20 protein-coding genes and 1 tRNA gene are annotated in these 24,944 nt (G+C 73.2%); 9 read left to right on the top strand and 12 right to left on the bottom strand.

All coding sequences use genetic code 11. The annotated features are described in order from the left end of the window. Positions 1-105: 105 nt before the first annotated feature. Entirely contained in the window at positions 106-1,041 is a 936-nt protein-coding gene (locus J3P29_RS20330) for a phospholipase A2 (protein ID WP_210492454.1), read from the bottom strand. Positions 1,042-1,326: 285 nt separating this feature from the next. On the opposite strand from J3P29_RS20330, the gene J3P29_RS07575 reads away from it, so the two are divergent. Beyond that, entirely contained in the window at positions 1,327-2,826 is a 1,500-nt protein-coding gene (locus J3P29_RS07575; RefSeq protein WP_210492455.1) for a hypothetical protein, read from the top strand. Continuing rightward, positions 2,823-4,214 (top strand): DUF4474 domain-containing protein, encoded by a 1,392-nt coding sequence (locus J3P29_RS07580; protein WP_210492456.1) that lies wholly within the window; start codon positions 2,823-2,825, stop codon positions 4,212-4,214. Before J3P29_RS07575 ends, J3P29_RS07580 begins: the two co-directional genes overlap by 4 nt. 150 nt (positions 4,215-4,364) lie before the next feature. Here J3P29_RS07580 and J3P29_RS07585 read toward each other — a convergent pair whose 3' ends face one another. Continuing rightward, complete coding sequence (locus J3P29_RS07585) at positions 4,365-5,309, bottom strand: sigma-70 family RNA polymerase sigma factor (protein WP_210492457.1); 945 nt, start codon at positions 5,307-5,309, stop codon at positions 4,365-4,367. Between the two features lie 197 nt (positions 5,310-5,506). Here J3P29_RS07585 and J3P29_RS07590 point away from each other — a divergent pair, with 197 nt between their 5' ends. Both J3P29_RS07590 and J3P29_RS20695 read left to right on the top strand, forming a co-directional pair. Then, the gene (locus J3P29_RS07590; RefSeq protein ID WP_210492458.1) at positions 5,507-6,163 is read left to right on the top strand and encodes a flavodoxin family protein; all 657 of its coding nucleotides are present in this window, start codon (positions 5,507-5,509) and stop codon (positions 6,161-6,163) included. A gap of 164 nt (positions 6,164-6,327) precedes the next feature. Next, positions 6,328-7,260, top strand: coding sequence for a polysaccharide deacetylase family protein (locus J3P29_RS20695; RefSeq protein ID WP_210492459.1), 933 nt, complete (start codon positions 6,328-6,330; stop codon positions 7,258-7,260). A 98-nt stretch (positions 7,261-7,358) separates the two neighbouring features. Here J3P29_RS20695 and J3P29_RS07600 read toward each other — a convergent pair whose 3' ends face one another. The 5 genes from J3P29_RS07600 to J3P29_RS07620 all read right to left on the bottom strand — a co-directional run bounded on the left by J3P29_RS07600 (position 7,359) and on the right by J3P29_RS07620 (position 13,684). Next, a complete protein-coding gene (locus J3P29_RS07600) occupies positions 7,359-8,348 on the bottom strand; it encodes a hypothetical protein (RefSeq protein WP_210492460.1) in 990 nt (329 codons plus the stop codon). 17 nt (positions 8,349-8,365) lie between these two features. Then, positions 8,366-10,171, bottom strand: a complete 1,806-nt coding sequence (locus J3P29_RS07605) for a hypothetical protein (RefSeq protein WP_210492461.1) — start codon at positions 10,169-10,171, stop codon at positions 8,366-8,368. Positions 10,172-10,322: 151 nt separating this feature from the next. Further along, the gene (locus J3P29_RS07610; protein ID WP_210492462.1) at positions 10,323-11,135 is read right to left on the bottom strand and encodes an alpha/beta hydrolase; all 813 of its coding nucleotides are present in this window, start codon (positions 11,133-11,135) and stop codon (positions 10,323-10,325) included. Then, a complete protein-coding gene (locus J3P29_RS07615) occupies positions 11,132-12,313 on the bottom strand; it encodes an NAD(P)/FAD-dependent oxidoreductase (protein ID WP_210492463.1) in 1,182 nt (393 codons plus the stop codon). Before J3P29_RS07615 ends, J3P29_RS07610 begins: the two co-directional genes overlap by 4 nt. Before the next feature lie 27 nt (positions 12,314-12,340). Further along, on the bottom strand, positions 12,341-13,684 hold the full coding sequence (locus J3P29_RS07620; RefSeq protein WP_210492465.1) for a carboxylesterase family protein: 1,344 nt from the start codon (positions 13,682-13,684) through the stop codon (positions 12,341-12,343). Positions 13,685-13,784: 100 nt separating this feature from the next. On the opposite strand from J3P29_RS07620, the gene J3P29_RS07625 reads away from it, so the two are divergent. The 3 genes from J3P29_RS07625 (at position 13,785) to J3P29_RS07635 (ending at position 15,542) form a co-directional block, all read left to right on the top strand. Continuing rightward, entirely contained in the window at positions 13,785-14,396 is a 612-nt protein-coding gene (locus tag J3P29_RS07625) for a TetR/AcrR family transcriptional regulator (protein ID WP_210492466.1), read from the top strand. Positions 14,397-14,508: 112 nt separating this feature from the next. Beyond that, positions 14,509-15,111 (top strand): DsbA family protein, encoded by a 603-nt coding sequence (locus J3P29_RS07630; protein ID WP_210492468.1) that lies wholly within the window; start codon positions 14,509-14,511, stop codon positions 15,109-15,111. A gap of 110 nt (positions 15,112-15,221) precedes the next feature. Further along, positions 15,222-15,542, top strand: a complete 321-nt coding sequence (locus J3P29_RS07635) for a hypothetical protein (RefSeq protein WP_210492469.1) — start codon at positions 15,222-15,224, stop codon at positions 15,540-15,542. Between the two features lie 76 nt (positions 15,543-15,618). On the opposite strand, the gene J3P29_RS07640 is transcribed toward J3P29_RS07635, so the two are convergent. Further along, positions 15,619-16,818 (bottom strand): ParB/RepB/Spo0J family partition protein, encoded by a 1,200-nt coding sequence (locus J3P29_RS07640; RefSeq protein WP_210492470.1) that lies wholly within the window; start codon positions 16,816-16,818, stop codon positions 15,619-15,621. 556 nt (positions 16,819-17,374) lie between these two features. Between J3P29_RS07640 and J3P29_RS07645 the strand changes: the two genes are divergently transcribed. Next, entirely contained in the window at positions 17,375-18,664 is a 1,290-nt protein-coding gene (locus J3P29_RS07645) for a hypothetical protein (protein ID WP_210492471.1), read from the top strand. A gap of 287 nt (positions 18,665-18,951) precedes the next feature. On the opposite strand, the gene J3P29_RS07650 is transcribed toward J3P29_RS07645, so the two are convergent. The 4 genes from J3P29_RS07650 to J3P29_RS07665 form a co-directional block, all read right to left on the bottom strand. Next, entirely contained in the window at positions 18,952-20,073 is a 1,122-nt protein-coding gene (locus tag J3P29_RS07650; RefSeq protein WP_210492472.1) for a hypothetical protein, read from the bottom strand. Continuing rightward, complete coding sequence (locus J3P29_RS07655) at positions 20,070-20,975, bottom strand: hypothetical protein (RefSeq protein ID WP_210492473.1); 906 nt, start codon at positions 20,973-20,975, stop codon at positions 20,070-20,072. Before J3P29_RS07655 ends, J3P29_RS07650 begins: the two co-directional genes overlap by 4 nt. After that, positions 20,972-21,529, bottom strand: a complete 558-nt coding sequence (locus tag J3P29_RS07660) for a hypothetical protein (protein ID WP_210492475.1) — start codon at positions 21,527-21,529, stop codon at positions 20,972-20,974. Before J3P29_RS07660 ends, J3P29_RS07655 begins: the two co-directional genes overlap by 4 nt. 645 nt (positions 21,530-22,174) lie before the next feature. Continuing rightward, positions 22,175-22,247: transfer RNA gene (locus J3P29_RS07665), tRNA-Ala, on the bottom strand. A gap of 134 nt (positions 22,248-22,381) precedes the next feature. Here J3P29_RS07665 and leuS point away from each other — a divergent pair. Further along, positions 22,382-24,928 carry a leucine--tRNA ligase gene (leuS, locus tag J3P29_RS07670; RefSeq protein WP_210492476.1) on the top strand — a complete coding sequence of 849 codons (2,547 nt, stop codon included), beginning with the start codon at positions 22,382-22,384 and terminating at the stop codon, positions 24,926-24,928. Positions 24,929-24,944: the final 16 nt, after the last annotated feature.

Here is a 24,944-nt window from a genome sequence, read left to right on the forward strand (position 1 = left end):
GGTGGCCCCGCGCCGGGTGGCGCGGGGCCACCGCCGGCCCGCGGACGGTCGCCGTCCGCGCGCCGCACACGCGGACGGCGACCGCCGCCGTCCAGACCCTCCGGCCTAGAAGAAGTGGTCGCGCGCGCCGACGCCGACGGCGGTCTCGAAGGCGTCCGCGGCCTCGTAGCACGCGCGGCGCTGCAGCAGCTCGACGTACTTGCGGTCGAAGACCTTCTGGCACTGGTAGTGCATGTTGTTGCCGAATCGCTCGTCGATCGACGCGCGCCGCCGCTCGGTCGGGTCGAGCTTCAGGCCCGAGGGGTTGTTCGACCCGTAGTTGCGGTAGCCGAAGTCGTGCCGGTCGCACGACTTCACGAACAGGTCGGCGTAGAACGCGATCGGGTTGCCGCGCAGCCACGGGCCGACGCCCACCTGCGCCTCGAGCAGCGCCTTCGGCACGCTGCACCCGTTCTTGTCCCAGTCGATGCCGGAGCCCTGGGGGTACTGCTCCTTCATGAGCCGGTAGTTCGAGCCGTAGACCCGCTCGTACGCGACCCGCTTCACCGCCCGGCGCAGCTCCTTGCGCGTGGGTCCGGCCGGCGCCGGGGGCGCCGGCGGGGGCGGGGCGGGGGCCGCCGGCGGGGGCGCGCCCACCGAGCAGCGCGGCACGCCGGGGATGAACCCGTCCGTGTAGGTCTTGAGGTACTTGTCGGGGACGTACAGCCCCCGGACCTTCGACCAGATCCGCGAGCCGTACGCGGCCTGGCCCTTCACCTGGCACTCGATGCGGACCCACTGGCCCTGGCGCACGTGGTCGACGGCCGCGATCGGCTGGGGCTGCGGCAGCGCGCGGCCGTCCAGGTCGGCCGTGACCAGGTAGGCGTTCGTCGCCTGCCACGGGCCGGGACCCTGCACCTTCGCGGCGTGCGCGGCCGCGGGGGCGAGGAGGACCAGCGCGGTGGCGGCGCCCGCGAGCGCCGCTCGGCGCTCGCGGCGGCGCGGTGGCCGGGCGGGGGCGCCCGGGGCGGCCGGGCGGGGACGGGGGGCGGTCGGGGGCATGGGGCCTCGCTCTCGGGTCGGACGGGTCCGAGCCGGCTGGCCCGGACGCCAGGGGTGTGTGCGCTCCGTTCGTACCCCGTCCGCGGCGGCGCAACCGCGGGACGTGACGGCCGCGGCCCCGGCAGGGGGTCGGCGCCGCGCCGCGCCGACGACGGCGGCCCGGCCGCGCGCGCCGCCGCGCAGCGATCAGGCTCCCGAACGTCCGTCGAATCCCGTCACAAACTCCCGAGGTGAATTTCCGCCAGTGCCGTTGACAGGTGTGTGTCGTGATGGTCGTATACCACCATGTCCCAGACGCATGCCGTTGTCCTCTCCGACGTCCACATCGGGAACGGCGCCGATACCGTGTGGTACCAGCGCGACGTCCACGAGCCCTACCTGCGCGCGGCGCTGGAGTGGGTCGTCGAGCACCGCGACCAGATCGGCGAGCTCGTCCTGCTGGGCGACCTCGTCGACCTCTGGACGTACCCGCCGGCGGTCCGCCCGCCCGGGATGGCCGACATCATCGCCGCCAACCCCGCGATCCTCGGACCGGACGGGGCGTTGGCCGCCGCCGTGGCCGCGGTGCCCCGCACGACGTTCCTCCTCGGCAACCACGACGGCACGCTCGGCGCGGACGACCTCGCCCTGCTGCGCCAGAGCGTCGGGCCGATCGAGCTGGTCGACCCGGTCCACGTCGTCACGGGCAGCACCGGCGCCCGCACCGTCTTCAGCCACGGCCACCTGTGGACGATGTTCAACGCCCCCGACGAGGTGTCGCGGTGGAACACCCTACCGGTTGGTCACTTCGTCACCCGCGCCTTCTCGTACATGATGGCCAACCGCCTGCCGCCCGGACAGACGGTGGCGGACCTGCCCAACATGGGCTACCCCAACGGCTTCGACATCGCGCAGTTCGTGCGCTCGCTCAGCCCCAGCTCCAGCCTGGACGTCGCGGGCCTGCTGCTGGACTACGTCGCCACCGCGTCCGGGATGCCGCGGTCCATGCCGATCGTCCTGCCGGACGGGAGCACCACGACCATCGACGAGGCCAAGGGCGTCTACCAGAACCTCTTCACGCGGTGGGTCGCGAAGGAGGGCGGCAGCGTGCTCAACGCGATGCGCGCCGCGCTGGCGGACGGGTCCGGCGACTACCTGGCGTGGTTCGCCCAGCGCCTGGCGATCCAGCAGAACGCCGACCTGGTCGTCATGGGGCACACGCACACGCCGATCTCGGGGCTGTCGATCTCGCCCGTCGACTACGTCAACAGCGGCTTCGAGTGCGCGTCCGTGCCGGACAACCCGCCGAAGGAGTTCACGTTCACCGTCGTGGACCTGGAGGCGGCGTCCGCCGAGATCCTGCAGGTCCGCCCGGGCGACCACGCGGTCGTGCCGGCGCCGGTCGGGCCCCTCAGCTCCGTCGTGCTGCCGCCCGCGATGGACTTCTCGTGCTACGTCCGCATCACGAACACGGGCAGCGAGCCGATGACGCGCACGGGCGTCACCGCCGCCGAGGGCGTGTGGGTCGTGCCTCCGCCCGCGACGATCGCGCCGGGCCAGCACGGCGACGGGTGGCTGCAGGACAACCCCGGCGCGTACGGGAGCGAGGGCACCGTGACCTACCGGCGCGGCGGCCAGACGTTGAAGTACGCGGTCAGCTGCCCGACCGGCTTCTGGCCGAACACCGCGTCGGGCGACGGCGGCGACTTCGTCGCGCGCTCCGGCGCCGGCGACTGGCAGGGGCGCGGCGTCGTCCCGCGCGCCGGTCACCCGCTGCAGGTGCGCTTCGGCGGGGCGGGGCGGTGAGCGGCTGGGCGCCGTCCTCCGCGCTCGGCTGGGCGGTGTGGACGGCGGGTTTCGCCTACGACCCGGCGCAGGACATCATCGTCTCGCGCCTCGACGCCACGCAGCGGTCGTTCGGCTACGCCTACGGCTACGACGCCGCGGCCCTCGGCATGAGCGCGGTCCTGCACTGCGAGCCGATCTTCTTCGACTACGCCGGCAAGCACTGGATGATCGAGCTGTGGAAGGGCCAGTACGGCCTGGAGACCGGCTGCGAGATCGGCGTCTACACGCGGGCGTTCGACGCCTCCGGGCCGGGATACGCGCTGCTCGACGCGACCGTGGGACGCCGGCCGGGCGACGACCTGCCCGCGCACAGCCTGTTCTACGACTGCGCCGGCGACGGCGACCTGCTCGAGCTGTCCGCGACGCTGCGGCGCGACGGGCAGGTCCTGTTCACGCGCGGCCCCGAGCGGCACTGGTGGCTGACCGGCTTTCGCTGGGGCGTGCTGTCGACGCCCGACCAGCTGAGCGTCGACGTCGCGATCACGCTGAAGGACGAGGCGATGCGCGACGCCTTCCTCGGCGGCATCGCCGGGCGGCCGTACCCGGGGCTGCGCGTCGACGGGACGACCGTGCGGTTCACGTTCGAGCGGCCGTTCGCCCGGCAGCCGCCGGCGCCGAACGAGGTGGTCGCGGCCGTCACCGCGGCGAACCGGCAGGTCGTCGACGCGTACGTGGCGCGCGGCTTCGCCGACAACGACCCCAACCACGTGCAGGCTGCGTTCCTCGAGGTGGCGGGCCTGGCGCTGCTGCGGGCGGGCGACCACTACGGCCGGCTCGTGGCGGCGCTCGGGGTGGCGATCGGCCGCGACATGGGCGCGGTGGTCGGCGCCCTGACGGCGGCGTTCGGCGTCGACGCCGCGGCCGTGGAGCGCTGGCTCAGCGGCGCGTGGCGGCAGTTCGGCGCGTGGGTCGGCGCGGTCGAGGCGTTCCTCGGCCTGCCGATGGACTTCTCGTGCTACGTCGAGATCGACAACACCCGCGGCGCGTCCGACCTGGTCCTGGCGGGCCGCACGAACGCGCACGGCGACTACGCCGTCGCGCCGCCGGAGTGGATCCCGCGCGGCGGGGTCGGCCGCCTGGTGCTGCAGGATCCCAAGCCGAGCGTCCACGGCTCGGAGGGCACCGTCACCTATCGCTACGGCGACTCCGGCCTGAACGTCCACGCCGTGGACCTGCGCTTCGAGTGTCCGACGGGGTTCCTGCCCAACCGGGCCAGCGCCTCCACCGGCGACTGGACGGTCTTCGCGACGTCCTCGGACCCGGGCGGCGCGTGGCAGCGGTCCGTCCCGCGCGGCGGCCACCCGCTGTTCGTGGCGTTCGTCGTCGGGGGCGGGACGCCGGCCTAGGGCGACAGCTGCGGCGCGCGCGGGTTCGCTCGTCCGGGGGCGCCGGGCACCGAGCCCGGTGTCCCCGACGCCGAAGCCGGCGCCGGGGTCGGGGACGGGGCCGGCCCGCGGCGATCGGGCGCTCCGGAGCGTCCCGGGCGTCGGCGTCGGTCACGCCGGCGGCGGAACGTGACCCCCCGGCGGGGGCCCCGCGAGGCCGAGCGCGTCCAGGTGGCCGAGGCGCGTGCGGTCGGCGACCACGTCCAGCCGCGTGATCCGGCCCGCCGCCACGGCGAAGGACAGGACGGCCCGCACCCGGCCGTCCCGCACGGCGACGAGGCCGGGGGCGCCGTCGACGAGCGCGGGCACGGCGTGCCGCGCCAGGGCCGCGAAGAGCGCCGCCTGCTCGGCGACGTCCGGCGCGCCGCGGTGCACGGCCACGGGCGCGGACGGCCCGAAGTCCTCGCGCAGCACCACGTCGGGGGCGAGCGTCGCCACCAGTCGGTCCAGGTCGCCGTCGCGGGTGGCGGCGAGGAAGGCGTCCACGACGGCGCGGTCCCGGTCGGCGTCCGTCGGCACGCGCGGCGGCACGTCGGCGGCGCTGCGGATCCGGCGGCGCGCGCGGCTGGCGAGCTGCCGGGCGGCGTCGGGCGAGCGGTCGACGAGCGCGCCGATCTCGCCGAACGGGACGCCGAACAGGTCGTGCAGGACGAACGCCACGCGCTCCGCCGGAGTGAGCGCGTCCAGCAGGACCCGGAGCGCCACCTCGACGCGGTCGGCGAGGATCACGGCGTCATAGGGCCCGTCGGTCGTCCACGCGGACACGACCGGGTCGGGCACGCGGTCGAGCGACTCCGTCGGGTGGGTGCGCCGGCCGCGGAGCACGTCGAGCGCCACCCGGGTGACGACGGTCGTCAGCCACGCCTCGAGGCGGTCGATCGCCGCGACGTCGGCGCGCGCCAGGCGCAGCCAGGTCTCCTGCACCGCGTCGTCGGCCGCGGCCTCGGTGCCGAGGAGGCGCCGGGCGAGGGCGCGCAGCCGGGGGCGGTGCGTCTCGAACCGTCGGGCGAGCTCGTCCTGGTCGTCGGTCACGTCGGTCTCCTGCGTCGGGGGCATCACCCGATCGACGCGGCAGCGGGCCGAATCGTGACGGGCCCGCCGGCCGGAGGGCGCCGCGGCGGCGGACGCCGGGCGTGGCGGGGCCGGGGCGCGGTCACGTTCTCGCGCGCTGCGGCGTCAGAGGGGTACGCCGGTCGCCGGCCGCGTCCCGCAGCGGCGCCGCGCGCCCCGTCACCCCGACCCCCGGAGCACCCATGACCCCGTCCGAGCCCGCCGTCCGTCCCGCCGCCGCCGCGGCCCCGATCACGCCCGTCGCCGTCGCCGTCGTGTTCGACAGCGGCTGGGGCCACACCCGGGCGCTGGCCCACGCCGTCGCGGACGGCGCCGCCGCGGCCGGCGCCCGGCGCGTCGACCTGGTGCCCGTCGCCGAGGTCGACGACGACGCCTGGCGGCTGCTGCAGGACGCCGACGCGATCGTCTTCGGCTCGCCCACGTACATGGGCGGCGCGTCGGCCCGCTTCCGCGCGTTCGCCGAGGCGACCAGCCAGGTCGTCAAGGCGGACTTCGGCTGGCGGGACAAGGTGGCCGCGGGCTTCACGAACAGCGGCTGCATGAGCGGTGACAAGCTCACGACCCTGATCGGCATGGCCGTCCTGGCCGCCCAGCACGCGATGGTCTGGGTCGGCGTGGCGCAGCCCGGGGGCTGGAACGTCAGCACGGGGACGCCGGCGGACCCCAACCGCCTGGGCAGCTGGCTCGGCGCGATGGCGCAGGCCGACGTCGACCTGGGCCCGGACGTCGTCCCGCCGCCGGCCGACCTGGGCACCGCCGCGCACCTGGGCGGCCGCGTCACGGCCACCGCCCAGGCGCTGGCGCGCGGCCGGGCGGCGGACGGCGCGGGCCGCGCCTGACCCGACGGCGCCGCTGCCGAGACGAGCGCCGCGGCGGGGCGCGTCGCTGCCACGACCGCCGCGCCGGGCGTGAGGCGTGGGCCGGAGGCGACGCGCCGGACGCGGTCCGGCGGCGGCCGGCCCCGGGCGGCGATCCGACGCGCGCGTCTGGCAGGGTGGGGGCCGTGACCCGGGCGCCCCGTCGATCGCTGCTGCCCGTGATCCTCGTCCTCTCGGTCGTCCTGGCGGCCCTCGTCGCCTACGACGTCCGGGACCGGTCGACGCCCGCCGCCCGGACGGTCCCGTCGGCGGGGCCGGCGCCGCAGCCGCGCACGACGCCCCGCAAGGCCGTGGGGCGGGCGCGGGCGTCCGCCGCGCGCGATCCGTCCGCCTGGCCGCTGCGGGGCGCGCGGGCGCGGAAGGCCGCGGTGCCGATCCTGATGTGGCACCTGGTCGCGACGCCCCCGGCGGGCGCGGCCTACCCCGAGCTGTGGGTGCCGCCCGCGCGGTTCAAGGCGCAGGTGCGGGCGCTGCGCGCCGCCGGCTTCACGGCCGTGACGATGGAGGAGCTGTGGCGGGCGTGGCACGGCACCGGCCGCCTGCCCAGCCGGCCCGTCGTGCTGAGCTTCGACGACGGCGACCTCTCCCACCTGACGCGCGCCGCGCCGGTGCTCGCGGCGGTCGGGTGGCCGGGCGTGCTGAACCTGGCCGTCAACCACCTGGGCCCGAAGGGGCTGCCGCGGTGGGCGGCGCGGCGGCTGATCGGCGCCGGGTGGGAGATCGGGTCCCACACCGTCGACCACACCGACCTGACGACGCTCGACGACGCCGCGCTCGCCGACCAGCTGACGCGCTCGCGGCGCCTGATCCGCTCGCGGCTGGGCGTCGCGGCGCGGTTCTTCTGCTACCCGGCGGGGCGCCAGGACGAGCGGGTGCGGGCCGCGGTGGCGCGGGCGGGGTACGTCGCGGCGACCACGACGCAGCCGGGCATCGCGGCCCCGACGGACGACCCGCTGCTGCTGCCGCGGATCCGCGTGGGACCGGAGACCTCGCCCGCCGCGCTCGTGCGGCAGGCCCGCGGCACCGCCGCGCCGCCCGCGGCCGCCGGGCCCGCCTGACCGCGGCGTGCCGGGGCACGGCGGGGGCGGGGGACGGCGCGCCGCCGCGCAGGGCCTCCGCGATCGGGCGCGGCGCGCCGGCCGGCCGCGCCCCGCGATCAGCGCCGCAGACGCACCGCCTTCGACACGACGAGCTTCGAGTCCTGGACCGCGGCGCTCGTCTCGAGCCGGTAGCGGCCGGGCGCCAGTCGCCGTCCGCCGGGGCGGCGCAGCGTCACGCGGGTGGTGCCCTTCGCGGCGCGGCGCGAGACCGAGGCGACGTTCGTCCACCCGCGCGCCGTGCGGCGCGTGAGCGTCACGGTGATGAGGGCCGGCGTCGATAGGACGACCGTCCCGCGGACGGCACGCCGCCCGGACCGCGCGGCCCGCACGGCGGTGATGGGGTTGGGGTGGGCGTTCGCGCCGCCGCTGCCTCCGCCGCCGGCCCCGGGCGGGGGACCGGGGGGCGTCGTGCCGACGTACCGTCCGCCGCCGCCGTGGTCCTCGGGCACGCAGTCGCGCATCAGGGGCGGCGTGCACGACTCGGGCGCCTTCCGCAGCTGCACGCCGTCGACGTTGACGGTCTCGCAGGCGTCGGCGACGACGTCCTCGTTGCCGGCGAAGACGGTCCCGCGGAAGGTGGGCGAGCAGACGATCTGCTGGGGGCAGCCGTCGGTCGAGATGACCTGCCCCAGCCCGCCGTCCTGCCGCAGCGCGACCGCGTAGTCGGGGCACGGGCTGCCGCCCGGGCGGTCGATCAGCATGGAGACGGACGAGTCCGGGCCGGCGACGATCTCGGTCGTCGCGACGCCGGCGGTCGAGCACCGCAGCGCCAGGACGGTGGCGCTCAGCGCGCCGCACGCGCCCGCCGGCTGGACGGGCACGGCCGTGTCGACGACGTCGAGGCAGGGCTCGCCGCCGCAGCCGGCCGCGTCGCGCGGCGTGATGGTCAGCGAGGCGCGGATGTCGAACGTCATCGCCAGCGCCGACCCGTTGCGGACGGGTGGCTGCGCCCGGGCGGTGGGGACGGCGATCAGGGCCAGGGCCGTCAGGAGCAGGGCGGCGACGGCCGCGATCAGGGCGCCCGGGCGGGCGGGGATGGGTCTCATGGGGTCTCGTTCGTCCGCTACCAGCGGATCTCGTCGACGTGGACGTAGCCGGTCTGGTGGTGCGGGTTGAGGAAGTGCAGGCCGATCGCCTTCACGACGGACACGGACGCGGGCACCGTGTAGGTGAGCGTCTGCCAGCCGTTGCCGGCCAGGTTCGTGGTGGGCCCGAAGACGGCGTTCCAGCCGCCGTCCTTGACGTAGGGCTGCACCTGCACCTGGTTCGTGTCCGAGGCGCTGTGCACGTGGAAGGTGACGACCGTGCCGGCGTCCAGGTTCGTCAGGCCGTAGTACGTGCCGACGCCGGAGTACTGGTTCGCCGCGAGGCCCGACATGTGGATCGCGAGGGCCTGGCTGCCGGCGCCGTAGTGCACGTAGCTCGACAGGCCCAGGTCCAGGTCGTTCCAGTGGTCGCTGCCCCAGCCGCCGGTGTCCTGCTCGAAGCCGTAGTGCACGAACTCGCCGGCGTCCGGGGCGCCGCTCGGCGGCGTGGGCTGGGACGACGGGGTGCAGTTGCTCGCCGCGGTGTAGTTGCGGAAGACGCAGGTCGTCGGATCGCCCGGCGCGCCGATGCCGAAGTTCTCGTGCGTCGTGCGGTTGTCGGGGTTCGTCGACCGCAGGAAGTACTTGTCCCACAGCAGGTAGCCGTCGGTGCCGTGGTCCATCGCGGCGGCCATCTTGGCGTCGAAGTACGCGGCCCGCCGGTTCAGCGTCGTCGTGGTGACGGGGTCGCTCTCGGCGTAGCCCGGGTCCGTCTTCGTCCGCTGGCCGGCCGCGACGTTCGCCTTGATCCCGGCCTCGCCGATCACGAACGGCTTGCTCCCGCAGTCCTCCAGGCGCTTCTGGAAGCTGTTGTCGGCGATGCCGTAGACGTTCGTCGGCCACGGGTCGCTCATGGCGTCGTAGTCGTGCACCTCGCAGATGTCGACCTTGCCCGCGTGGACGTACGCGTACTGCGAGCGGCCCGGCACGGGATCGCCGTCGTAGTGCGCGGGCTTGGCGCCGCACTGGCCGATGCCCATCGTCCCGAGCGAGACGAGCGGCGCGGGGCGGCCCGGGGTGCCGTCGACGTACGCCTCCTTCACCGCGTCGGTCATCTCGTCCGCGAAGTCGCGCAGCGCCTTCGGCCCGTCCGCCGAGCAGTCGCCGCCCGTGGGGGCCGTGGGCGTCTCCGCCTCGTTGACGAGCTGGAAGAAGGCGATCGTCGACGCGTAGCCGGACTCCGGGTTGTAGTGCCGGGCGACCTTGCGCGCCCAGTCCTTCGCCGACAGCGCGTAGCCGGCCATCGGCCCGGCGCCGGCCTGGCGGAACCCGCCCGTGTAGAAGCTGGTGGTCAGGTTGCCGCTGCTGCCCTGGTACGACGGGGAGACGCGGTCGCAGGCGCTCCACTGGTTCATCAGTACCGGCACGACCTTCAGCCCGCGGGCCTTCGCGCCGGCGAGGATCCGGTCGAACGGCTTCCACGGGTCCGTGCCGCCCGGCACCTGCTGGTAGTAGCGCTGGAAGAACCACACGCGGATCGTCGTGGCGCCGGTCGCCGCGATCCGGTCCATCTGCCGCTCGAAGTCCTCGCTGCTCATCGGCGCGCCGCAGTTCTGGTCGCCGAGCACGGGGTGGTTGGACAGCGTGTAGTCGTTCCAGCCGATCGCCTTCCACGGCGTGGCGCCGTCGAGGAGGACGCCGCGGCCCTGCGCGTCGACGCCGCGGCTGATGACCGCGTCGGCGTGGGCCGCGGGCGCGAGCGCCAGCAGGGCGGTCGCGAGGAGGGCGGCGACCGCGGCGAGCACGGCCGCCCAGCGCGGACGGGGCCGCACGGAGAGCGTCATGGGGATCGTTCCTGGGGGTGAGGGGACCGGCGCCCACCGGCGCCGCACGCGTGTGCATCGTACAACGCGACGGCGCCGGAAGCCCGCGGACGGACGAGCGTCGGACGGGGCGCCAGGGGGGCCGCGGCGCTGCGTCCCCGTCTCCCCGGTCCTACAGCTCCGTGGCGACGAAGCGGCGGACGACGGCTGCGACCTGGCCGGGCAGCTCGTGGGCGGGGAAGTGCGTCCGTCCCCGGAGGCGCGTGTAGCCGAACCACGGGTGCGCAGCGCGGAACCGCTCGTGCAGCGCGTCGTACGACGGGTCCTTCGGGTGGGAGAAGACGTGGTGGACGGGGCGCGGCTCCGCGAGCGCCTCCATCCGCCCCATGGGCGAGCCCCAGGTGCCGTAGGCGTCCTCGATCACGCGCCCGGACCGCGCCCACGTGTCGAACCCGAACCCGCGCGACTCGAGGAACATGTGCTTGAGCAGCCGCAACGTGATGGCGCCGGCGAGCCAGCCCTTCGCCAGCCCGAGCTGCGTCCGCTTCCAGCGCTCGGGATCCTGCAGGTCGTGCACCGCGGCGGCGAAGTCCGGCGGGATCGTGGTCATGATCAGGTCCGCGATCACCACGCCGGGCACGCGTTCGGTCCCGAGCTGGTCGGCGAGCTCGAGGGCGACCCAGCCGCCGTGGGCGTGCGCGACGGGCACGGCCCGCTCCACCCCCAACGCGTCCAGCAGCGCCCGGGTGTCGGCGGTCTGGTCCGGCACGCCGTAGTCGCCGACGTCGGTGCGCTCACGGTCGTGGCCGCGCCACGAGAGCGCGACGACGCGGAAGTCGGGGGTCAGCTCGGGGATGAGCCGGCGGTAGTAGGACAGATCGTGCGCCCAGCCCGTCATGAGGACGAGGGTGGGGGCGTCCGGGGCGCCGCGGCCCTCGTCTCGGTAGTCGATGGCGACCCCGTTCAGGGTCATCGTCTCGGTCATGGCTGGTCCTTCCGCTGTCGGATGTGGGGGATGGGGGAGTCGGCGCCCATCGGGCGCATCTGGGTGGAGGCGAGCTGCGCGGCGGTCACGCGCGAGACGCGGCCGCTGGCCCGCAGGGCCAGGTCGCGGACGGGGTCGCCGAGCCGGTCGAGCAGGCGCATCCGGTACGACGTGCGCTGCGTCCGCTCGACGTCGCCGCGCGTGGCGCGCTCCCAGTCGGCAAGCGCGTCGTCCAGGCGCACTCCGGGGCGGCTGACCGCCGTCGCGAGGGCCAGCGCGTTCGTCATCGCGGTCCCGCCGCCCTGGCCGAGGAAGGGCGGCTGGGCGTGGGCGGCGTCGCCGAGGACGGCCACCCGCCCCTTCCACCAGCGCGCCATCCGCACGTGCTCGAAGGCGTCCCAGGGCAGGATGGGGACGTCCGCCGCCGCGTCCAGCAGGGCACCGAGGGTGGGGAAGCTGCGCCGCCACTCGGCCGCGACGAGCCGGTCCCCGTCCAGGCCGGGATCGTCCGCGTGGCAGGTGAGGGCCAGGTACGTCAGGCCCGGGCCGCACGGCGTGTAGAGCAGCCGCCGGGTGCCCTGGAAGAACTCCAGATGGTGGTCGATCCGGTCCGCCGGGAAGAACCCCGGCGACGTCGGGACGACGACGCGCGCTGCGCCGTGGTGCATGCGGGTGCGGTCGTACGCGATGCCGAGGTGGTCGCGCAGGCGCGAGTGCACGCCGTCGGCGGCGACGACCAGGTCGGGGCGGCTGCGGCTGCCGTCCTCGAATGTCACGGTGCCGTCGGGCCGGACGGAGAGCGCCGGCGAGCTCGTCCGCAGGGCCACCCCGGCCCGCCCGGCGGCGTTCGCGAGCGCCGAGATCAGCGTCTCGCGCAGGGGCGTCACGCACGCCGGCTGGCCGGGCCCGTTGATCTCGATCGTGTACAGGTGGCGGCCGTGACGGGAGCGCGCCTCGATCGCGGGGGCGACGTGCGCGCCGGCCACTGCCTCCTCGCGCGCGCCGATGGCGTCGAGCGCGTACAGGCCGTTGTCCCAGATGTAGATGCCGGCGCCGACGGCCCGGATCTCGGCCTGGCGCTCGTGCAGCTCGACGCTCCAGCCGCGCAGGGCCAGGGCGGTGGCGGCCGTCAGGCCGCCGATGCCGCCGCCGATCACGATCGCTGCTCGCTCGGTCATGGGTGCTCGTCCTCGTTCGGGGTGGGGTCAGGGCAGCTCGCGGAGGACGGGGGCCTCCGGGTGGTGGGCCGGCCAGCTGTGGTCGTCGACGTCGCCGCTGGCCACGAACGCGCCCCACGCGGCGCGCATCCGTCGCCCGAGGGCGTCGACCTGGCGGGGCGGCAGCGGCCGCAGCATCGGCGCGCCGGCCCAGGCCTCGGGGGTGCCGAGCAGGAGCGGCAGGTCCAGGCAGTGGCAGGCGCCGTAGGGGCTGGCGGGGTGCAGCCGCGGGATGCGGTAGCGGTGGACGCGGGCGCCGGCCCCGGCCAGCAGGTCGGCGAGCTCGCGCGCCGGGTCGTCGAACACCCGGGCCTGCACCGTCCGCTGCGCGCGGGTCACGAGCGCGGGACCCACGACGGGCACGCGCCGCACCCGGCGGAGCAGCGGGTTCGGATCCCAGAACGCCCGCAGCTCGTCGGCCGTGGTGCCGACGAGCGCTTGCACCTCGGCGCCCCGGCGGGCCAGCGCGGCGCGCCACGCGGCGCGGTCGGGCACCGGGTGCACGCCGGCGATCGGCATGAGCGGCGGCGCGGCGTTCAGCCCGCCGGGCCCGGCCAGGCGGCGCAGCGTACGAGCCTGGGCGGCGAGCAGGACGGGCAGCGGGGCGGCGTGCGGGTCGTCGCGCAGCTCGGCGAGGAACGTTCGGCCGATCCGCTCGGCCTGCTGCGGCGTGCGCAGCGGTACGCCGAGGTTGGCGCTCTGCACGATCACGCGCCGGAGCAGCCCACGCGTGCGCTCCAGGCCCAGCATGGTGGCGGCGGCCTGCGCCCCTGCGGACTGCCCGGCCAGGGTGACCGCCCTCGGGTCGCCGCCGAACGCGGCGACGTTGTCCCGGACCCACTCGACCGCCGTGATCTGGTCGAGCAGTCCCATGTTGCCGGCGGCGACGCCGTCGGCCCGCAGGTAGCCGAGGGCGCCGAGCCGTGAGCCGACGGTGACGACGACGATGCCCGTCTCTCGCACCAGCCGGCGGGCGTCGTAGAAGCTCCAGTCGGCGCCGCCCGAGACGTACGCTCCGCCGTGCAGCCAGACGAGCACCGCGCGGCTGCCGGGCGCGGCGTCCGCCGGCGCGGTGACCGTCACGCGCAGGCAGTCCTCGCTCTGGGCGAACGGGCCGGGGGCGCCCATGACGGCCTCCAGGCGCGAGGGCAGCTGGGGGGCGGCCGGCCCGGGCGCCGTGGCGTCGACCGTGCCCGCGTGCGGCGCGGCGCGCTCCGGCGGGGCGAACCGCCGCGCCCGGGCGTAGCGCAGCCCGCGGAAGACCGCGGTGCCGTCGCCCCGCGTGCCCCGCCACCGCCCTGCCGGCGCCGTCACCTCGACCGTCCCGTCCATCCGCCCGCTCCCTCCCTCGGTCTCTAACGCAAGAGTTCTTGCGTTAGAGACCGTAGGGCTTCCGCTCGCATATCGCAAGAGGACTTGCGATAATTGCCGCATGGCCGCTCCGTCGCCCGACCCCGAACCCGAGCGCCCCCGCGCCGTGCGCGGCGAGAACCTGCGGGCGCGGGTCCTGGACGCCGCGCTCGCACTCGTCGAGCAGCGGGGTCTCGAAGGGGTGCGCATGGCGGACGTCGCGGCGGCCGCCGGCGTGCACGAGACGTCGCTGTACCGCCGCTGGCGCACCGTGCAGCGCCTGATCGTCGACGCGCTGATCACCCGGACGGCCGAGGAGGTGCCCGTCCCGGACACGGGCTCGCTGGCCGGAGACCTGGAGGCCTTCACCGCCGAGCTCGCTCGCTTTGCCCAGACCCCCCACGGCCTGGCGCTCATCCGGGCCACGGTCGTGACCGATGGCGAGGCCGAGGCAGAGGAGCTGCGGCGCGAGTTCTGGACGCGGCGGCTCGGCGGTCTGGAGGTGATCGTCCAGCGCGGGAAGGACCGCGGCGAGGTCGATCCGGCCGTCGACGCGGACCTCGTCATCCTCCTCCTCGGCGGCCTGGTGCACCTGCACGCGACGCACCTGCAGCAGCCGATCGCCGACGACCTGCCGCGGCGCGCCGTCGCGCTCCTGCGGGCCGGCCTGGGAGCGAGCGCGAGCGGCGGCTGACCGGGCTCGGCGAATAGGGTGTGCGTATGGCGTCCGCCACCCACCGGACGGGGTCCGGCCGCGAGCCGGTGCGCGCCGCGACGCACCACCCGACCGTCGCTCGGTCCCGCCGATGATGCCGCCGCTCTTCCTCTACGACTTCAGCTCGCCCTACGCGTACTTCGCCGCACACCGCGTCGACGCGCTCATGCCGACCCGGGTGACGTGGCAGCCGATCCTGTTCGGCGCCCTGGCCCGCTCGATCGGCAAGACGCCGTGGTCGCTGCAGGAGGGGCGAGAGCGCGACGCCCGCATGCGCGCCTGCGAGGAGCGCGCCGCCGCCCTGGGCCTGCCGCTGACGTGGCCCCGCGACTGGCCGCTCGGCACGTACTCCGTGCTGGCCGTCCGCGCCGCGCTCGCGGCCGGCGAGCAGGGCCTGATCCGCGAGTTCTCCCGCGAGGCGTTCCGGCAGGGGCTCGGCCTGGGCCGCGACCTGACGGACCCCGAGGTGGTGTGGGAGGCCAGCCGGGCGGCTGGCGCCGACGTGGACGCGCTGGCGGCGGCCGTCGAGCGCCCCGACCTGAAGGCCGCGCTGCGCGACGCGACCGAGGCGGCGGCGCGCCGCGGCGTGACCGGGGTACCGACGGTCGAGGTGGCCGGTGAGCGGTTCTGGGGGGACGACCGGCTGGAGGACGCCGCCCGGGCCGCGCGGGGCGCGGGGTGGGGGCGCGGCTGAGCGGCATGGCGGCCGTGGGCCCCGGATCGGTGGGAGAGGATCGGACGCGGCCGGCGCGCGCGCCGCGGCCGGGCCCGCTGGGCGTGCGGTTGGGCGCGATCGTCCTCGTGGTGGGCGGCATGGCCGTGGGCGCGCTGGCCCGCGGGCCGATCGCCCGCATCGCCGGCGGGCCGGGAGACGCGTCGGGCGTCGGTCGGGTCATCGCGGCCGCCGTGATCCTGGCGTGCGCCGTGACGTTCGTCGGCGTGGGCCTGCGGGCGGCGAGACCGCGCGGAGTGGGGATCTTCCGGCGGTGGCTCGCCGCGGCGCTGCTGGTGGGCGCGACGGCACCGTTCGACCGGCTCGGCGGCGGGGGCGTCGCCGTCAACGCCGCGCTCGTGCTCGCGGGGTGTGCCGTCGGCTGGGCGCCCTGGGCCGGCCGCGGCACGTGATGACCCGCGGGCGCCGCGCATCGGCGGGCCCGCCGACGTGCTGCGAGCCCCGCCTGCGTGCGCCCCGTTCCGGGCCTCAGAGCACCCGGTTGACCGCGTCCGGGTGCGCGGCGGCGGCCGGCTTGTCCGCCCGCAGCAGCGCCTGCGCGCAGCGCCGGACCCACGTCGCCAGCTCGCCGGCGTCCAGCTCGTCCAGGTCGGCCGGCAGCTCGATCGCGTCGCCGACCGTCCGGTTGTGCTCCACGAGCCAGCGGACGAGGTAGCGGTCGAGCTGGGCGCGGACCTGGCCGTCCGTCGCCTCGCCGGCCAGGCGCTCGCGGGGCGCGCTGGTGTCGAAGGCCGCGGGGCGCTCGCCGTCGCCGGCCGCCTCGCCGTCGTCGCTGCGGACGGGGCGGTAGTCCGGCACGGCGTACTCGCGCGAGGGGGCGTCGGCGGTCGAGCCCTCGTCGCCGTCGAACCAGTTGTCGCCGCCGCGCGCCTCGGGACCGTCGCCGGGGCGGTGCACGCCCTTGACCGGCGCGGGCGCCTTCGGCCCGGGCGTCTCGCCGAACGTCTTGCGGATCTCGGCGGCGGTCATGTCACCCTGGGCGACCTTGCCGGCCAGGTCGACCGCCTGCTTGGTCGTGATCGTGCCCTTGTCGGTCTGCCGGCGCAGCAGGTCGGCGATCGTCAGGGACAGGTCGCCGTCGGCGACGCGCTGCTGCACCTCCTCCGGCAGCTCCAGCAGCTTCAGGTGGCGGCGGACCCAGCTGGGGGAGAGGCCGATGGAGCGGGCGACCTCGGCGGCGCTGGCCCCGTCGCGGCGCTTCATCAGCAGCCGCAGCCCGCGGGCGGCCTGGATCGGCTCGAGCTGCACGCGCTGGACGTTCTCCAGCAGCTGGATCTCGAACGCCTCGTCCTCGTCCAGGTCGACGATCTCGTCGACTGGCGTCGTCTCCCAGCCGAGCGCGACGATCGCCGCGTGCCGCCGGTGCCCGGCCACGAGCAGGAACTCCTCGTCCCCGCCGGGCTTGCGCCGCACGAGCGGCGGCGTCAGCAGCCCGCGCTGCCGGATCGACAGCGCCAGGTCGTGGATCTCGGGCAGGTCCGGCCGGATGTTGCGATCGGCGGCGATCCGGTCGACCGGCACCACCTGCCGCACCCGTGCCTTGCTGGCCGTGTCGAACGCCGGCTCGGCGGCGAGCTCGGCCGCCAGGCGCTCCTGCTCCTTGGCCGCGCGCTCGGCGTTGAGCTGCGCGACCGCCTCCTCGCCGCTCTGGAAGTCGTCAACCGACATGGGGCACCGTCCTCGTCATCGAGGAGGGCAGGGTAGAGCTTGCAGTCAGCCGTCGTCGGCGGCGCAGTGGCATTTTCGGGTTCGCATACAGCCTCGTGCGCAGCTTGTTCCATGTATGGCGAAGGTTCGGATGACCGGGAGCGATAGCGCCGTTCAGGCTTCGCCCTGTCTCTGCGCCAACGACTTGGCCGAAGCTGGAAGAAGGCACTTCACGGCACGCCGAATCCAAGACACGGGCCGAGCAGTAACGCGCTGACTGGGAGCCGCTCGGCCACGGGATCGACCGCCGGCGATGGCCCTGTCGCCTACGGCGCAGAGCACGCTGGCCGTAGCGACGCGCCCCGGAGCCATGATGGACCCCGATCGCCCCCGGGTTGCGGTAACTAGATCATCGGCAGTGGTATGCCGTCCCTCGGCGGAAGTGCAAAGGACCAATCCAGCCCACGCGAGACCGACTGAAGAGTCTGTTACGACGGCCTCCTTCAGCAGGTGTCGCAATACAAAGCCCGAAAGAGGTCTCGATGCGCAACGACGATCCTGTTGTGCGTTACCAGTGATGTCCGAGCCGACTTTCTCAATCTGGCGTTTCGAGGCAGCGGCGCACCCCGTCGCGGCAGACCGAGCGGAGGCGGTCGAAGCCCTGAAGTGCGGTTCGATTGTCTGGGTAGATGTCACGAGCCTGAATGACCCGGTCGATACCGGCCAGCGTCTGAAGTTCCTGCCGGGCTTCGAACCTGCAATGGTTGCGAGCCTGTTTAACCCCGCAGAGCGGCCGATCTCGCACCCTTACCTGATGCTGCTGAGCTGGGGCAAATTCGAGGTCTCGCGTCCGATCCCACAGTTCGGTTCGCCCGCTCTCGGAATTTCCAACGTGAACATTCTGCGCGGCCCAGGATGGCTCATGACATTCCGGCGCCCGGCGTTGGAAGCGGGGGGTGGAACCAGCGGCTCCGCCGTTACCATCGATGAACTCATCGTCGCCAGCGAAAGAGCTTGGAGCCAACGTAGCACCACGGCTGACGACATCGCCACGTGCTGGATCCATGGACTCGCTACGTCCTTTGCCGAGGCAAGCCTGACACTGAGTCGGCACCTGTCGAACTGGGATCTCGCGCGCTGGGGTGAGCCCTCTGTGGAACTCGACCCAATGGTCCTCCGTAGTCTCGCGTTCCGCATCGACACCCTGACCTTGCAGCTTCGACTGTTCGCGCGTCCCGGCGTCGATACCCGGCTTGCTTGGTTCGAGCCCACCTCTGAACGCGGGAAGGCCGACGCAGCGGGTGTCGCCCGGATGCTCGAGACGAGCTTGCAGATGCTCGACGGGCTCCGCCGGGACGTGCGGTCAGTCATCGATCAAGACCGTCTGGCGCGCGAGGCTCAAGCGCGAGGTGCCGAGACGGATCGGCGCGAGCGACTGCAGGCCTGGAGTGGCGTAGTCGCTGCCGCGTTTCTGGGGCCAACGGTGATCGCATCGCTGTTCGACGTCTTCCCCAAGTGGTTCTCTGGCGCAGAGGGCAGAAGAACGATTGCGCTCATCGTGTTGAGCGCGGTGGTCACCGTCCTCATCGGCGTGGGTTTTTGGGTTTCCTGGTCCACTCGGCCGAAGCTCAAGAGGCGGCTAGGAGCCGCCGGCGCGATCGGTGGGGCGTGCGTCACAGCTGCGGTGGTCATTCTGGTGGCGCTCCCGACCGACCCCAGCGCGGTCCAACCTGAGGTCAAGGCGACTCAGGCGCTGGAGTCGACGATTGAACGCGAGGGCACGCAAGCGTACGAGGAACTTGTCGAACTCAACGACGCGTTTCGGCGACTGTCTCGAATCGTTCGACGTATGGCAGCCGGACAGTGACGTGAAAGCTGAGTCCTTTCGAGGCAGCCCCCACAACGCTCATGGCGCTGGGGTCCCAGCGAGGCGGGTCAGAGGTCTGCGCCGAACCTCTCCGGTGGTACTGGACCCGTCAGCTGTTTCCGGCTCGCCGGAATTCTGCTGTTGAGACGGGGGCTGACCCAACAATCAAAGGTGCCGCGAGTAGCGCCTGATCTGGCCTTCAGGCGGCTCGGCGATGCAAGGGCGGCCTGGTTCCTAGGCACAGCAATCGCGACCAGCTGCCGCGTGGCGGCACGTTCGGGGACGGCCTAAGCAGCCTGCCTCGCAGTGGCCGTTGCGACGCTGGAGAGAATCTGATGCCAGACACCGCGAAGGTGCTGCATCTTACGGTCTTCGTCCCAACCCACGGGGGTCATCGCTTCCCACCCGTCCGCATCAAGCTGCACGCCGCTCGCCAGTGGGAGACCGGATGCGGTCCGCTGCTCGCGTGCCGCGCCCCAGGTGACGGTAAGGGGATCACGGTTGAGCTGCTTGAGGCGGAGCCGCGCCGCGACGGGACTCTTGGTGCTGCCGCTCCAAGCGTAGAGGTCGAAAGCGCCGAGGATCGCGTCGTCGACCGCGTCGGCGCGGTCGAGGAGCGATTCGAGGCCCTGCATAAGCGTCGTATACCGAGCGTCTTGCATGTTGCGCGTGAACTCAGTGATCTCGCCGGCGGACGTACGGGTGCCGCGGCGCTGCAACTGGGGGTTGGCGACGCGTGCGTTGGTGCCGCCGAGCGCCGCCACGACGGCCCGGATTTCCTCGTGGCGGTCGTTCAAGAGCGCGAATGGCAGGAAGCTCCATCGCTCCGAGGCGGGAAGGAGCGCGCCCATCCAACCGGTGACGACGTCGTGGTCATCGGCGTGGCGAATCTCGACGAGGATCTGCGCTTGGGTCGGGTGCGGCCCCGATCGGACGTGGAAGGTTACGCGCGGGCGGCTTGTCGTGAACTGTCCGCTTTTCAGGCGGAACGAATGGTCGTACGACAGAATGCCCATCCACTCCCAGCGCTCGTCGCTGCTGACGTCGAGGCACTCCAGCACCACGCGTTGTCGGCCAACCGGACTTTGGTTCTTGGCGTCCGCGGCTTCCCGGAGTCGTCCGCAGGCAGTCATCGGCCCGATCTCAAGCTGGAGTGCCTGTACCCCGGCAGGTTGCATCACGAGGCCGCCGACGGCCGGCGTGACCATGTCGAGGAACGTGCTGATTCGACGGGCCGTCGTTGGAGCCAAGGTCGTGCGAGCGGCGATGTTCGCCATGCCCGACCGCTCCGTGGCGTACGCGACGATTCCGGCGGACGCGAAAAACTCGCGAACGCCGTTCAGAGAAGTGCTCTCGTGCCGGACGGTTTGGGCGATTGCGCCGGCCGTCGGGTAGCTGCCCTGCTTCATGTGGCCTCCTTGCCCCATCGGTCAACAAAAGGCGTCAGCGAGTCCCAGCTCAGCTCGCGCGGTTCCACCTGATTCGGCACGTTGCCGACCTGGCGCCGCTTCGCCTTTTTCGCTTCGGACTCCCACCGGGTGCGCTGCGTCGCCCAGCGATCACGGGACAACGAAGAGCAGATGATGCGATCGAAGTTGATTTGCCAATCGTGCGCGATCGCGCAGACGGATGGAAGATCGTCGTCATGCGGTAGCGGGTCCCGCAGCCACAAGACCCTCTTCCGGTCGTGGGTCCGCCACGCGAGCACACCGGCTGTGACCTGCCACGGGGGAGCGGCGTGCGCCCACTTTCCGGGGGTGCGGTCGTACGGAGGCCAGAAGAATCGCTTCGGTTCTGCCTTGGAGAACGCGTCGGCGAGCCCGATCAGCGTGTCGGGTCCGACGACGAGAACTGTCTTCGGCCATTCAGCGCGCGTCATGCCTTTCGGTTGCATCACGCTCAGCGCCGTCGCGAGCTTCTCCGGATCGAACGGATGGGCGTCGTACACGATGAGGCCCAGTTGCGTGACGTGTACGTCCTCACCGACATCGAGCCTCGGAACCTGCGACGCCAGTTGGGCAACCTTCTGCGCGAGGATCGCCACCTCCGTCCGTACCTTGCTGCCCTGAAGGGGATGGCGTATCTTCGCCTCGGCGATGAGGCCTTGTCGGTGGCCGAGCTGAGGGTCATCGAACGCGGCGAGCAGGTCAACGCCTTTGCTCTGCTCGTTCGTGCGGGCGTACATGTCGACGTTCCGGCACAGCGGGTCCCACCCAAGCGACCTCATCCAGCCCGCCACTTGGTCTTCGAACGCGGCAGCGCGGGAGTTGTTCGACTCTGATCCGGTGGAGTTGAAGAGCTGATTCGTCACGGGGCTGTCAGATCGACGGTTGTGAGTAGCCATTCAACCGTCAGCGCCGGACGGTCCGTCCAGCAGACTGCGCCCACAGTTACGTCCAACCGCGCCGATCGTCCGTGGCGGTCGACAAAGACCCCGCTCAGAGCGGAAACGATGCCTTTCGCGATTTCGCGAACGGCTGCGTCGGCACGGCGAGACGGGCCCCATGAACCGCCGATCAACAACGCTGCTTCGCGGAGCCACACGCCGACGTCGGCGAGGGCATTGATGAGATCGACGATCGCGTAGGTGTCACATCCTTCGAGTCGGCGTCGGACGGGTCCCGGCAACGCATCGACGCGGCCGCCGACCCACATGACGTGGTCCGCTGCCGTCCAGATCAGCCATTCGCCAGGTGGTACGTCGATCGGCGCGCTGAGGACGTCCTCACCGACGGCGAATGCCTGGTCGCCGGACACGCCCAGGCTGGCCGGGATCATGCCGCCGCGGCAGAGCACCGGGAACATGCTCACCGGCGTGGCGCTGTCCCCGAGGTGGGGGCTGATGAACGAGACGACCGACGTCATGCGACCTCCGCATCATGCCTCTCGTACCTGACGGCACCGGTTTCGCGCCGACGGGGGCTGAGGAGCGAATCAGAAAAGCGAGCCACCGGCAGACTCGACACCGCCAGCACGGGCACCGCGAGCTTCTCGGTTACGTCTAGGAGCGATCCAACCTGGTCCGACCCGCTGATTCGGTCTCCTACCCCGTTCGAGGGCCTGGCCGTCGCCTGGGGCAAGTCCGACGAGCCGCTGTGGGGCGACAACGCCAACTGCACCGCGGCCGCGGTCTGTTCACGGCCGGGGCCGAATGTGCGTACATGCATGCTTCGCGGGGCACCGGTCGCACGGGCCCCCGCGACGAGTGCAAAACTTAGGTCGCCTGCGCACCCGGCACACCTCGACGAACGAGACTGCGTTCGCAGCCCGTTCTGCCGAGTCCGGGGCCGGGCGGCCGCCGGGTCAGCAAGTCCGGCGGCGTCATCGACCCGCCGCAGGGGGTTGTGGCGCGGGAGCATCGCGCACCTGTCTGCGGCTATGTTCGATGATGCGTCACGGGGCCGGCTCGAAGTGTTACGCACAGCCCGGCCTCACCTGAGGGATGAGCAGATGGTCCCATTCAACGGCGGAACCCCCGTGGATTACGGGGGTTCCAAGGCACCTCTGAGGTGGAGCTAGACGGGCTCGAACCGTCGACCTCCTGCATGCCATGCAGGCGCTCTTCCAGCTGAGCTATAGCCCCAGAGCGAGGAACAAAGTAGCACGATCGATGCGGGGCGCGTCGGCCGGCTCGGGGCGGCGGGCGGATCGGCAGGCGGGGACGGGGGAGAGCGGGCCTCGGCGGCGTCCGGTCGGCGCGTAGACTGGAGGGTCGCGATGGAGCACCGTTACGACCCCCAGGAGATCGAGCCCCGCTGGCAGCAGGTGTGGGCGGAGGAGAAGACCTGGGAGGTCGACAACGCGGTCCTCGACGACCCGTCCGTCGATCCGGTCTACGTGCTCGAGATGCTGCCGTACCCGTCGGGCGAGCCGCACGTCGGGCACCTGAAGAACTACTCCATCGGCGACGCCGTGGCGCACTTCAAGCGGCGCCAGGGCAAGACGGTGCTGCACCCGCTGGGCTACGACGCGTTCGGGCTGCCGGCGGAGAACAACGCGATCAAGACCGGGCAGCACCCGCGCGAGGCGACGGAGCAGTCCATCGCGTCGTTCCAGCGGCAGTTCCGCGACTGGGGCGTCTCGATCGACTGGTCGCGCGAGATCGCCACGCACCGGCCCGAGTACTACCGCTGGACGCAGTGGCTGTTCCTGCAGCTGCTGAAGGGCGGCCTGGTCGAGCGGCGCTCCGCCGCCGTCAACTGGGATCCGGTCGAGGAGACCGTCCTGGCCAACGAGCAGGTCATCGACGGCCGCGGGGAGCGCTCCGGCGCCCTCGTCGAGATCCGCCAGCTCGAGCAGTGGTTCCTGCGCATCACGGACTACGCGCAGCGGCTGCTCGACGACCTCGACACGATCGACTGGCCCGAGCACGTCAAGACGATGCAGCGCAACTGGATCGGCCGCTCGGCCGGCGCGCGCGTCTCCTTCCGCTGCGACGAGCTCGGCACGGACTACGAGGTCTTCACCACCCGCCCCGACACGCTCTTCGGCGCGACGTTCTTCGTCATGGCGCCCGAGCACCCCGACGTCGAGAAGCTCGTCGCCGGCACGGAGCACGAGGACGAGGTCCGCGCGTACGTGCAGAAGGCGCTGACCGCCGAGCGCGGCGAGCGCGGCGCGGCCGACCGGCCGAAGACCGGCGTGCCGCTGGGCCGCACGGTCACCAACCCGGTCAACGGCGAGCAGCTGCCGATGTACGTCGCCGACTACGTCCTGACGGACTACGGCACCGGCGCGATCATGGCCGTCCCCGGCCACGACCAGCGCGACTACGACTTCGCGCAGGCGTACGGCCTGCCGGTCAAGCGCGTCATCCGCGGCGCGAACGAGCCGCGGCCCGAGGACTTCGACGGCGACGACGAGGCGTGGGAGCTGTCCGAGCAGGCGCTGCCGTACGTCGGCGACGGCCCGGTCGTCGGCTCGCACCCCGACTTCGACGGGCGCCACAACCGCGAGGCGCTCGCGGCGATGAACGGCTGGCTCGAGGAGCAGGGCAAGGGCAGCGAGGCGATCAACTTCCGCCTGCGCGACTGGCTGGTCTCGCGCCAGCGCTACTGGGGCTGCCCGATCCCGGTCGTCCACTGCCCCGAGCACGGCGTCGTGCCCGTCCCCGAGGACCAGCTGCCGGTCGTCCTGCCCGACGTGGAGGACTACAAGCCGAAGGGCCGCTCGCCGCTCGCCGCGGCCGAGGACTGGGTCAACACCACCTGCCCGACGTGCGGCGGCCCGGCGAAGCGCGAGACGGACACGCTCGACACCTTCGTCGACTCCTCTTGGTACTTCCTGCGCTACACCGACGCGCTGAACGACGCCGCGGCGTTCGCGCCGGCGGTGACGAACCGCTGGATGCCGGTCGACCAGTACATCGGCGGCGTCGAGCACGCGATCCTGCACCTGCTCTACGCGCGCTTCTTCTGCAAGGCGCTGACGGACCTGGGCGTGCTGGACGTCAACGAGCCCTTCCGGGCGCTCTTCACGCAGGGGATGATCACCAAGGACGGGGCGAAGATGTCCAAGTCCAAGGGCAACGTCGTCGCGCCGCGCACGATCATCGACAAGTTCGGCGTCGACACCGCGCGCACGTACGTGTGCTTCGTCGGCCCGCCGGACCAGGACGCCGACTGGACGGACGAGGGCGTCGAGGGCGTGCACCGCTTCCTCGCGCGCCTGTGGCGCCTGTCGGCCGAGGCCGCCACGCACGGCACCGCCGACGTCGCGGTGGGGGCGGGGATCGACTTCGACCCGCAGGGCGACGACCTGGAGCTGATCCGCAAGGCGCACTGGGCGATCGACAAGGTCACGCAGGACCTGGACGGCCGCTTCGCGTTCAACACCGCCATCGCCGCGGTGATGGAGCTGACGAACGCGATCTCGTCCCGCCGCAACGCGGTCGTGGAGGGCGGCGATCCGTCCGACCACGCGTGGCCGGCGATCCGCTTCGCCGCCGCGACGGCGCTCTCGCTGCTGCAGCCGTTCGCGCCGCACCTGGCGTCCGGCGGCTACGAGCTGCTGACCGGCGCCCGCGTGTGGGAGCAGCCGTGGCCGACCGCCGAGCAGCGCTTCCTGGAGCGCGACGAGTTCGAGCTCGTCGTCCAGGTGCAGGGCAAGGTCCGCGACCGCGTGATGGCGCCGACGTCGGCGTCGAAGGACGAGCTGCAGGCGCTGGCCCTGGGCCGCGAGAAGGTGCAGCCGTTCCTCGAGGGCAAGACGATCGTGAAGACGATCGTCGTCCCGGGGAAGCTCGTCAACGTCGTCGTGCGGTAGGGGGGTCGGGGCGGCT

The organism is Patulibacter sp. SYSU D01012, from assembly GCF_017916475.1.
Classification (GTDB): domain Bacteria; phylum Actinomycetota; class Thermoleophilia; order Solirubrobacterales; family Solirubrobacteraceae; genus Patulibacter.

Coding starts and splice junctions, on each gene's coding strand:
- J3P29_RS07645 (WP_210492471.1), top strand. CDS start 17,375: ATGTCCGAGCCGACTTTCTCAATCTGGCGTTTCGAGGCAGCGGCGCAC.
- J3P29_RS07585 (WP_210492457.1), bottom strand. CDS start 5,309: ATGCCCCCGACGCAGGAGACCGACGTGACCGACGACCAGGACGAGCTC.
- J3P29_RS07590 (WP_210492458.1), top strand. CDS start 5,507: ATGACCCCGTCCGAGCCCGCCGTCCGTCCCGCCGCCGCCGCGGCCCCG.
- J3P29_RS07575 (WP_210492455.1), top strand. CDS start 1,327: ATGTCCCAGACGCATGCCGTTGTCCTCTCCGACGTCCACATCGGGAAC.
- J3P29_RS07615 (WP_210492463.1), bottom strand. CDS start 12,313: ATGACCGAGCGAGCAGCGATCGTGATCGGCGGCGGCATCGGCGGCCTG.
- J3P29_RS07660 (WP_210492475.1), bottom strand. CDS start 21,529: ATGACGTCGGTCGTCTCGTTCATCAGCCCCCACCTCGGGGACAGCGCC.
- J3P29_RS07630 (WP_210492468.1), top strand. CDS start 14,509: ATGATGCCGCCGCTCTTCCTCTACGACTTCAGCTCGCCCTACGCGTAC.
- J3P29_RS07625 (WP_210492466.1), top strand. CDS start 13,785: ATGGCCGCTCCGTCGCCCGACCCCGAACCCGAGCGCCCCCGCGCCGTG.
- J3P29_RS20330 (WP_210492454.1), bottom strand. CDS start 1,041: ATGCCCCCGACCGCCCCCCGTCCCCGCCCGGCCGCCCCGGGCGCCCCC.
- J3P29_RS07600 (WP_210492460.1), bottom strand. CDS start 8,348: ATGAGACCCATCCCCGCCCGCCCGGGCGCCCTGATCGCGGCCGTCGCC.
- J3P29_RS07620 (WP_210492465.1), bottom strand. CDS start 13,684: ATGGACGGGACGGTCGAGGTGACGGCGCCGGCAGGGCGGTGGCGGGGC.
- J3P29_RS07640 (WP_210492470.1), bottom strand. CDS start 16,818: ATGTCGGTTGACGACTTCCAGAGCGGCGAGGAGGCGGTCGCGCAGCTC.
- J3P29_RS07605 (WP_210492461.1), bottom strand. CDS start 10,171: ATGACGCTCTCCGTGCGGCCCCGTCCGCGCTGGGCGGCCGTGCTCGCC.
- J3P29_RS07610 (WP_210492462.1), bottom strand. CDS start 11,135: ATGACCGAGACGATGACCCTGAACGGGGTCGCCATCGACTACCGAGAC.
- J3P29_RS07650 (WP_210492472.1), bottom strand. CDS start 20,073: ATGAAGCAGGGCAGCTACCCGACGGCCGGCGCAATCGCCCAAACCGTC.
- leuS (WP_210492476.1), top strand. CDS start 22,382: ATGGAGCACCGTTACGACCCCCAGGAGATCGAGCCCCGCTGGCAGCAG.